Genomic DNA, 8,453 nt, shown 5'->3' with positions numbered 1-8,453 from the left:
CAGCCCACCACGTACGTCCCCGGCAGCGGCCGTCCGGTCGCCGGGTCGACGACCCGCCCCGCCCGGTGCGCGACCGTCCCGGTCCGCTCGTCGAACGGCAGCCCGGGCAGCGGGACACCCCGGTGCCCGATGGAGCGCACCACCAGCCCGGCCCGCAGCACGTCCCGTACCCCGGTGCCCTCGACCCGGCCGTCCGCCGCCGGGGCGGTCCGCTCGACGGTCAGCGCCTCGACCCGCCCCTCCCCGGACAGCTCGACCGGCGCCGACAGGAACCGCAGTACGATCCGCCGCCCCGGCCCGGGCGCCGCGTCACCGTCGTGCGGCACCAGCGGCAGCCCGGCGAGCAGCGCCGCCCCCGACGCCGTACCCGACCCCGCTTCCGCCCCTGTTCCCGCCTCCGCCGCCGCCGCCTCGATCGCCGCCCGGACCTCCGGGTGGTCCGCCACCACCACCTCGACGCCCGGCAACCGCCGCAGCGCCAGGAACTCCGCCCTGCTCCACGCCGCCTGCCCGGGGCCGCGCCGGGCGAGCAGCACGACCTCCCGGACCCGGCTGCGGCGCAGCGCGGCCAGGGCGTGGTCGGCGATGTCGGTGGCGGCGAGCCGGTCGGGGTCGGTGAGCAGGATGCGGGCGACGTCCACCGCGACGTTGCCGTTGCCGACCACCACCACGCGCTCCGCCGACAGCTCCACCGCGTCGGCGGGCACGGTGGGTTCGGCGTTGTACCAGCCGACGAAGGCGGTCGCGGGCAGGCTGCCCGGCAGGTCCTCACCGGGTATGCCGAGCCGGCGGTCGGCGGCCGCGCCGACCGCGTACACCACCGCGTGGTGGTGGGCGGCGAGCTCCTGGTGGGTGAGGTCCGTGCCGATCTCCACGTTCAGGTGCATCCGCAGCCGGGGGTCGTGGAAGACGCTCGCGAAGCTCTCCGCGATCCGCTTGGTGGACTGGTGGTCGGGCGCGACGCCGTGGCGCAGCAGGCCGCCAGTGACCGGCAGCCGGTCGATCATGGTGATCTCGGCGCTGGTGCCGCGCAGCAGTTCCTGCGCGGTGTACCCGGCGGACGGGCCGGTGCCGACGACGGCTATCCGCAGCGCGCCGACCTCGGCCGGCAGGCTGCGCGGGAAGCTGGGCGCGCCCCAGGCGTGGTCGTTGGGGTGGTCGCGGAACCAGTCGCGGTTGAGGTCGCCGAACACGGTGTCGGGTCCGCGCAGCCGGTCGACCGGGAACACCGCGTCCACCGGGCAGGCGTCCGCGCAGGCGCCGCAGTCGATGCACGCCCGCGGGTCGATGTAGAGCGTGTCGGTGGTGCCGAACTCCGGTTCGTCCGGGGTCGGGTGGATGCAGTTGACCGGGCAGACGGACACGCACGAGGCGTCGTTGCAGCAGGTCTGGGTGATCGCGTAGGCCATGGCCGGGGTGGGTCCTCGCTGCGCGTGGGGGATGGGGCGGCTCGATTGTGACGGTCCGTCAGAGCATGTGCACCCGGCGGTAGACGGCCGCCGAGCGGCTGGTGAGCAGGCCGGTCTCGGCGAGGAAGGCCATCAGGTGCCGGGAGCTGGTGCGCATCATCGCCTTGCGGTGCTCGCTGGCCCGCACTTCGGCGAGCGCCCGCTGCACGTCGAGCCCGGCGGCCTTGTACACGCCCGGGTGCACCATGCTGGTGACGATGACGTACGCGCCCACGGCGATGCCGGTGGCCGAGGCGCGCCGGCGGGCCGGGCTCGCGTGGCGCATCCGCTCGCGGATCTCCTGCCGGGCGAACTTCATGTGCCGGGACTCCTCGACCACGTGGATCCGGGACGTGCCGCGGACGATCTCCAGCACCTTCTCGCCGCGCATCCAGTCGCGCTGCATGACGTCGAGCACCTCTTCGGCCACCAGGATGCCGCCGTAGGCGAGTTCGCCCTTGGCGAGCGCCTTGAAGGCGCGCCCGGCTTGGGCGATCACCTTGTTCGGGCGGTAGGCGGGGACGCCCATCTTGGCGCAGGCGCGGGCGAACATGATCGAGTGGCGGCACTCGTCGGCGATCTCGGTGAGCGCGAACTGGAACTCGGCGGTGGCGGGGTTCTTGAGGTACTGGTCGCGCAGCACCATCTGCTGGAGGATCATCTCGAACCAGATGCCGGTGTTCATGATCGAGCAGACCTCGTGCCGGGTGAGCGTGACCCGCTGGCGCTCGGTCATCTCGTCCCACAGCCGGGTGCCGTAGAGGGTGCTCCACTCCGGGTTGAGGCCGTAGTGGTCGTCCGGGAGGGGGGCGTCCCAGTCGATCTCGGTCGAGGGGTCGTAGGAGAGGGTGGCGGCCGACTCCAGCAGCCGCTTCGAGACGTCGTCGTCGGCCGTGGTGTGGCCGTGCCCCGTCTGCCAGGTGAGAGCCATGGCTGCCTCCAGGTGCCTGTTCCGCGGGTTCCCGCTCACCCGCTTATTAGACGGACAGTACAATAAGAGCCGGTCGCCGAGAACCCCCTGCGCGACAGCGATCCGGCGCGTGACCGTACGGCTCACGCCCCCCTTCCGCCTCCGGGCACGCCCCCTTCCGTCTCACGGTCACGCCCCCCTTCTGCCTCCGGCCCCGCCCCGCCTTCCCGTCTCACGGCACGGCGAAGGGCGGGACCCGCCCGCTGCTGGGGTCCCGCCCTTCGCCGCAAGCCCTCCGGCACGCTGCCGCTACCCGCCGATCGCCTGCCGCAGCGCCTCCGCCGCCTCGGCCGTCGCCTCCCGGAAGCGGTGGCCGACGCCGATGTAGCTGGCGTACCCGTGGATGAGGTCCGACTGCCGGCTCAGCCGCACCGCGACCCCGGCCTCCTCCAGCGCCCGCGCGTACGCCTCGCCCTCGTCGCGCAACGGGTCGAAGCCCGCGGTGCCGATGTACGCGGGCGGCAGGCCGGTCAGGTCCTCGGCGAGCAGCGGCGACAGCCGCGGGTCGGCGCGGTCGGCGGGCGCGGGCGCGTACCGGTCGGCGAACCAGTCCATGTCGGCGCTGGTCAGGAAGAACCCGTCGGCGAACAGTGCGCGCGAGGGGCGCCGGGTCGAGGCGTCGGTCGCCGGGTACAGCAGCAGCTGGAACACCGGCGCGGGGCCGCCCCGCCGGACCGCCTGCTGGGCGGCGACGGCGGCCAGGTTGCCGCCCGCGCTGTCCCCGCCGACCGCGATCCGCTCAGGGTCCGCGCCCAGGTCGGCGGCCTTGGCGTAGGCGTAGTCGAACGCGGCCAGCGCGTCCTCGGCCGCCGCCGGGAACGCGTGCTCGGGCGCCAGCCGGTACTCCACCGACAGCACCCGCACCCGCGCCCGCTGGGCGAGGAAGCGGGCGACGTGGTCGTGGCTGGCCCGGCTGCCGACCACCCAGCCCCCGCCGTGCAGGAGGACCAGCAGGCCGGAACCGGCCGCCAGCCCCTCCGGGGTGTACAGCGTCGCGGCCAGTTCGCCGTGCTCCTGCGGGATGCCGACGCTCCGCGCGGCCACCGTACGGTTGCGCGGCCCGCCCACCAGGTGCCGCGCGTGCTCCATCGCGGCGCGCGACGGCCCGACCCCGCCCGACATCACCAGGGACGCCCCGGACAGCCGTTGGAGCTTGAGTATCAACTGCGCGTCCAGCGCGAGCGTCTGCCCGTCGAGGACCACCGGCTTGCCCGCGACGGCCCGCCGCAGGCCCTCGGGCAGCGCGTACGCGGCGCGGACGACGGCGGCCTGGATCCGAACGGGCGGTGGGATCGTCATCTCTTCTGCCTCCTGACGGCGGCCCTGGAACGGTGTCGGGGCGGTTCTGCCGGGGCCGGGAGCCCATGATGGGCCCCTCCCACCGGACGCGGAAGCCCCCTGGACGCCGTCTGAACCCGCCCTCGACCCTGCCCTCGACCCTGCCGCCCGCCCGCTCACCCCGTACTCGAGGCCACCTCCAACCGCCGTGCCCCGGAGGCCAGATGGCGCCGCTCCGGGGCGCTCGCCGTCCGGGCCGCCGCCTCCCGGTAGGCGCGGGCGGCGGCCGCCGGGTCGGTGCCGAGCCGGTCGAGCAGGTGCGCCCGGACGGCGAGCAGCCGGTGGTGCCGGGCCAGGCGCCGGTCCCCGGCCAGCTCCGCCACCAGTGCCAGCCCGGCCTCCGGCCCGTGCACCATCGCGACCGCGACCGCCCGGTTGAGCGCGACCACCGGGTTCGGGTCGAGGCGCAGCAGCAGGTCGTACAGCGCCAGGACCTGCGGCCAGTCGGTCTCCCGCGCCGTCGCCGCCTCCCCGTGCACCGCGGCGATCGCGGCCTGCACCTGGTACGGCCCGGCCTGCCCGCGCGGCAGCACCGAGGCGATCAACTCCAGCCCCTCGTCCAATAGTTCACGGTCCCACCGGCCGCGGTCCTGCTCGTCCAGCGGCACCACCGCGCCGTGCGCCCCGGTACGGGCCGGCCGGCGGGCGTCGGTCAGCAGCATCAGCGCGAGCAGCCCCGCCGTCTCGGCGTCCCCGGGGGTGAGCCGCCGCAGCAGCCGGGTCAGCCGGATCGCCTCCTCGGACAGCCGCGGCGCGGTCAGCTCCTCGCCGCCGCTCGCCGTGTAGCCCTCGTTGAAGACCAGGTACAGCACGTGCCGGACCTCGCCCAGCCGCCCCGCCCCGCCCTCCGGGAGGGACTCTCCCCCGCCGAGGGACAGTCCCCCGCCCGCGCTCCTCAGCGTCTGCTTCGCCCGGCTGATCCGCTGCGCCATCGTCGCCTCGGGCACCAGGAACGCGGCCGCGATCTGCGCGGTGGTCAGGCCGCCGACCGCGCGCAGGGTCAGCGCGATCCGGCTCGGCACGGACAGCGCCGGGTGGCAGCAGAGGAACAGCAGCGCAAGGGAGTCGTCCGCCGCCGGGTCGGGCGCGTCGGCCGCGGGGGCGAGCAGCGCCGACTGCGGTGTGGCCAGCGCCAGCGCCTCCTCCCGGCGGCGGCGCGCCGAATCGCTGCGCACCCGGTCCACCAGCCGCCGCTCCGCCACCGTCACCAGCCAGCCCCTCGGGTTGGCCGGCACCCCGCCCTCCGGCCACTGCGTCGCGGCGGCCAGCAGCGCCTCCTGCACCGCGTCCTCGCACGCGTCGAACGCCCCGCCGTGCCGCCGCACCAGCACGCCGAGGACCTGCGGCGCCAGTTCGCGCAGCAGGCCCTCGACGGCACCGGTCGTTCCGCTCACTCGCACACGGGGAGGTCGCCCGCCACGGACTCGTGCAGGACCGGCCACAGCTCCACCGGCTCCACGTCCGCGAACGGCATGTCCGCCGCGATCTGCTGGGCCCGCTCCAGGCTCTCGCAGTCCAGCAGGTAGAAGCTGGCCACGTACTCCTTGGTCTCCAGGTACGGCCCGTCGGTGACCACCGGCACCCCCTCCGCCCGCCGCACCAGCTGCGCCGCCGCCGCGTCCGCCAGCCCGTACGCGCCGACCAGCTCCCCGCTCTCCCGGTACCGCGCGTTGAACGCCTCCTGCCTGGCGATCGCCTCCGGCCACGCCTCGGCCGGGAAGGAGTCCCACTTGGCCTGGTTGCCGTAGATCATCGCGACGTACTTCATTCCGGGTGTCCCCTCCGTCTCACGCGCCCCGTCGGCGCGCCGTCACCTCTCAGTCGGAGCGGCGGAACCCGGCCTCTACATCGGCCGACGACTTTCCCGAGGAATCTTTCTCGCGCCCCTGACCCCACGAACGATCAAGGTACGGCAGCCGCCGGCCACCCGGCGCTCAGGAGTTGCGCCGGTCCTCCGCGTCGAAGGACGTGAGGGCCCGGGCCCCCGGTTCGAGGGCCTGGCGCAGGGCGGCCAGGACGGTCGGGTCCAACCCTCCCACGGCGTCGGCGAGTTCCTCGGCCACGTCCGCCGCGATCTCCGCGGCCACGGCCTGCGCGGGTGTGCGGGGGCCGAGCTTGCTGACGGCGGCGGCGGCGCGGGTGGGGGTGAGCAGGGCCGAGGCCTGGACGAGGAGCCAGGCGGGGACGCCGGCCGCGCCCTCCGGCGGGGGGAGGTAGGGGCGGGCGCCGTCGTAGCGGTCGTCCTCGGCGAAGGCCCGCTGCTTCACCTTCACGAGCGGACGGGCGGTGGCGGACTCGTGCCATTCGCCGGCCGGTTTGAGGACGTACCCCTCGGCGAGGTTGTCCGGCAGCTCGGGCAGGCCGAGCAGGGCGGGCACCCGGCTGGGGTAGCGGACCGGCAGGTCGTGCAGGGTGTTCAGCGGGCCGTGGCCGAGCAGGGGGACGCAGGTGAGTCCGGCGGCCCGCGCGGCCGTGCGCAGGGTCCGGTCGGCGATCCACCAGCGGCCCTCGGGGGTCTCGACGGTGGCGTCGAAGGGCAGCCAGCGCAGGCCGGGGGCGTACCAGACGCCGGTCTGGACCGGGTCGACGCCGGGGACGGCGGGCACCCCGGGGTGCGGGTAGCGGCCGCCGGCCAGTTCGCCGTAGACCGTCACCACGGCGGCGGCGCCCCACGGTTCGCGCACCGCGGCGGCGAACCGGGCGGCCGCGACGGAGAGTTCGGGCCAGATCCGGCTCACCCCGAAGAAGCCGTCCAGCCCCTCGTCGTCCAGCAGTTCACGCCGTTTCGCGGCCCGGACGGAGCCGCCTTCGCAGACCACGGCGAAGTGCGCCCCGTGCACCTTCTCTGCCGCGGTCCACTCGCGGCTGCCGGGCCCGCCGGAGCGGCCCCGGGCGGGGATCTTGGGGTAGGGCCGCAGCCCGGGCCCGTCGGACACCGTCTCGAACACCGTCTCGGACACGAACGGAATCCTCGCCGCCGGGGCCGCCGCCTGGCAACCGGGATTTCCCGGCCCGGACGACGACCCGGGTCGGAGCGGCGACCCGGGTCGGAGCGGCGCGGGTCAGACCCCCCACTCCGCGCGCAGCGCCGCGAAGGCCTCGTGGAACCCCGGGAAGGTCTTCCGCACGCAGCCCGGGTCGTCGAAGGTGATGCCGGGGGTGCGCAGCGAGGTGACGGCGAAGGACATGACGATCCGGTGGTCGGAGTGGGTGGTGACCTCGGCCGGGCGGGGCGTGCCGGGCCGGATCTCGATCCAGTCGTCCCCGGTGGCCACGGTGACGCCCATCGCGCGCAGGTTGTCGGCGCAGGCCTCCAGGCGGTCGCACTCCTTGACCCGGGTGTTGTGGACGTCCTCGATCCGCACCGGCCCGGTGGCGAACGGGGCGATGGCCGCGAGGGTGGGCATGGTGTCGGAGATGTCCCGCATGTTGACGGTGATCCCGCCGAGCGGGCCCTCGCCGGCCACCGTGGTGCGGTCGGCGCCGACGTCCACCCGGGCGCCCATCCGCCGCAGCACGTCGACGAAGCGCAGGTCGCCCTGGAGCGCGTCCCGGCCGAGGCCGGGGACGGTGACCTCCCGGCCGGCCAGGGCCGCGGCGGCGAAGAAGTAGCTGGCCGTGGAGGCGTCCGGCTCGATCGGGTAGTCGGCGGCCCGGTAGCCGCCGGGGGGCACCTCGAACAGCTCGCCGGCGGGCGTCCGTTCCCGCTTCACCTCGACCCCGAAGTCGCGCATCATCGCCAGGGTGATGCCGATGTACGGCGCGGAGACCAGCCGGGTGACGGTGATCCGCAGGCCGTCCCGGGTGAGCGGGCCGAGCAGCAGCAGCGCGGTCAGGTACTGCGAGGACTGCCCTGCGTCCAGGGTGAGTTCACCGCCACGGACGCCGTCGGCGAGGACCGTCAGCGGGTGGTGCCCCTCGGCCTCCTCGTGCCGCAGGTCCACGCCCAGGTCGCGCAGCGCCCGGGTGAGCGGGGCGACCGGGCGGCGGCGCATCTGGGCGGAGGCGTCGAAGCGGTACGTGCCGTGGCCGGCGGCGGCGAGGGTGGGCAGGAAGCGCGCGGTGGTGGCGCCGTCGCGGCAGTACACCTCGGCCTCCGGGACGGCGGGACCGGCCGGGCGGCCCTCCACCCGCCACGCCGCGGCCGTCCGCTCGATCCGGTACCCGAGGGTGTCCAGCCCCTGCGCGAAGCCCTCGGTGTCGTCCGAGGACAGCGGCCGGCGCAGGGTGGTCACGCCCTCGGCGGCGGCGGCCAGGAACAGCGCCCGGGCGGTGATGGACTTGGACCCGGGGATCTCCACAGCAGTCACGGCAGGCTCTCCCAACTCGAGTGTCCGACAGGTGTCTCCGGTGACGTCGGGCCCGATCCTGCCCGACCCGGCCACCGCCGTGGCCGACCATCCACGGACTGGACGGTGACGGGGGCGACAACAGTGGGCGACGACTTCAGCCGCGTGCCGAGGGGCCGTTTCAGCAGCGCGCCCAGAGCCCGGCCAGGTGCGTGTGCAAGACCTCCTCCGCCTCCGCCGCCGTCCGGTGCCCGACCAGTACGTGCGCGGTGAGCCCGTCGGCGAGGGCGAGCAGCGTACGGGCCTCGGTCCGCGCGTCCACCGCCCCGGCGGTGTCCGCCCCGCCCAGCGCCGATCCCCCGGCCGCCGGCCCACCGCCCGTCGCCCCGCCCAGCGCCGATCCCCCGC

The 8,453-nt window shown here is 75.4% G+C and carries 8 protein-coding genes; all 8 read right to left on the bottom strand.

Translation table 11 applies throughout. The features are described 5' to 3' along the window. Window positions 1–1,409 (bottom strand): 4Fe-4S binding protein (locus AE652_RS28430; RefSeq protein ID WP_049656588.1); only part of this gene is annotated, 1,409 nt, incomplete at its 3' end. 58 nt (window positions 1,410–1,467) lie between these two features. After that, entirely contained in the window at window positions 1,468–2,379 is a 912-nt protein-coding gene (locus AE652_RS28425) for a diiron oxygenase (protein WP_049656586.1), read from the bottom strand. 288 nt (window positions 2,380–2,667) lie between these two features. Next, entirely contained in the window at window positions 2,668–3,717 is a 1,050-nt protein-coding gene (locus AE652_RS28420) for an alpha/beta hydrolase (protein WP_049656585.1), read from the bottom strand. A gap of 155 nt (window positions 3,718–3,872) precedes the next feature. Further along, complete coding sequence (locus AE652_RS28415; RefSeq protein WP_049656582.1) at window positions 3,873–5,150, bottom strand: RNA polymerase sigma factor; 1,278 nt, start codon at window positions 5,148–5,150, stop codon at window positions 3,873–3,875. Next, entirely contained in the window at window positions 5,147–5,524 is a 378-nt protein-coding gene (locus tag AE652_RS28410; RefSeq protein ID WP_049656579.1) for a YciI family protein, read from the bottom strand. The genes AE652_RS28415 and AE652_RS28410 overlap by 4 nt, the downstream gene beginning before the upstream one ends. A 166-nt stretch (window positions 5,525–5,690) precedes the next feature. Next, window positions 5,691–6,716, bottom strand: coding sequence for an RNA ligase family protein (locus AE652_RS28405; protein WP_049656577.1), 1,026 nt, complete (start codon window positions 6,714–6,716; stop codon window positions 5,691–5,693). Between the two features lie 102 nt (window positions 6,717–6,818). Further along, on the bottom strand, window positions 6,819–8,066 hold the full coding sequence (gene aroA, locus AE652_RS28400) for a 3-phosphoshikimate 1-carboxyvinyltransferase (protein WP_049656576.1): 1,248 nt from the start codon (window positions 8,064–8,066) through the stop codon (window positions 6,819–6,821). Between the two features lie 160 nt (window positions 8,067–8,226). Then, window positions 8,227–8,453 (bottom strand): TetR family transcriptional regulator C-terminal domain-containing protein (locus AE652_RS45410; protein ID WP_049656573.1); only part of this gene is annotated, 227 nt, incomplete at its 5' end.

Source organism: Kitasatospora sp. MY 5-36, assembly GCF_001182915.1.
Classification (GTDB): domain Bacteria; phylum Actinomycetota; class Actinomycetes; order Streptomycetales; family Streptomycetaceae; genus Kitasatospora.
This window is presented reverse-complemented; position numbering and strand designations above follow the sequence as displayed.

Excerpts from the sequence above, each read along its gene's own strand:
- AE652_RS28425 (WP_049656586.1), bottom strand. The coding sequence starts at position 2,379 with ATGGCTCTCACCTGGCAGACGGGGCACGGCCACACCACGGCCGACGAC.
- AE652_RS28420 (WP_049656585.1), bottom strand. The coding sequence starts at position 3,717 with ATGACGATCCCACCGCCCGTTCGGATCCAGGCCGCCGTCGTCCGCGCC.
- AE652_RS28410 (WP_049656579.1), bottom strand. The coding sequence starts at position 5,524 with ATGAAGTACGTCGCGATGATCTACGGCAACCAGGCCAAGTGGGACTCC.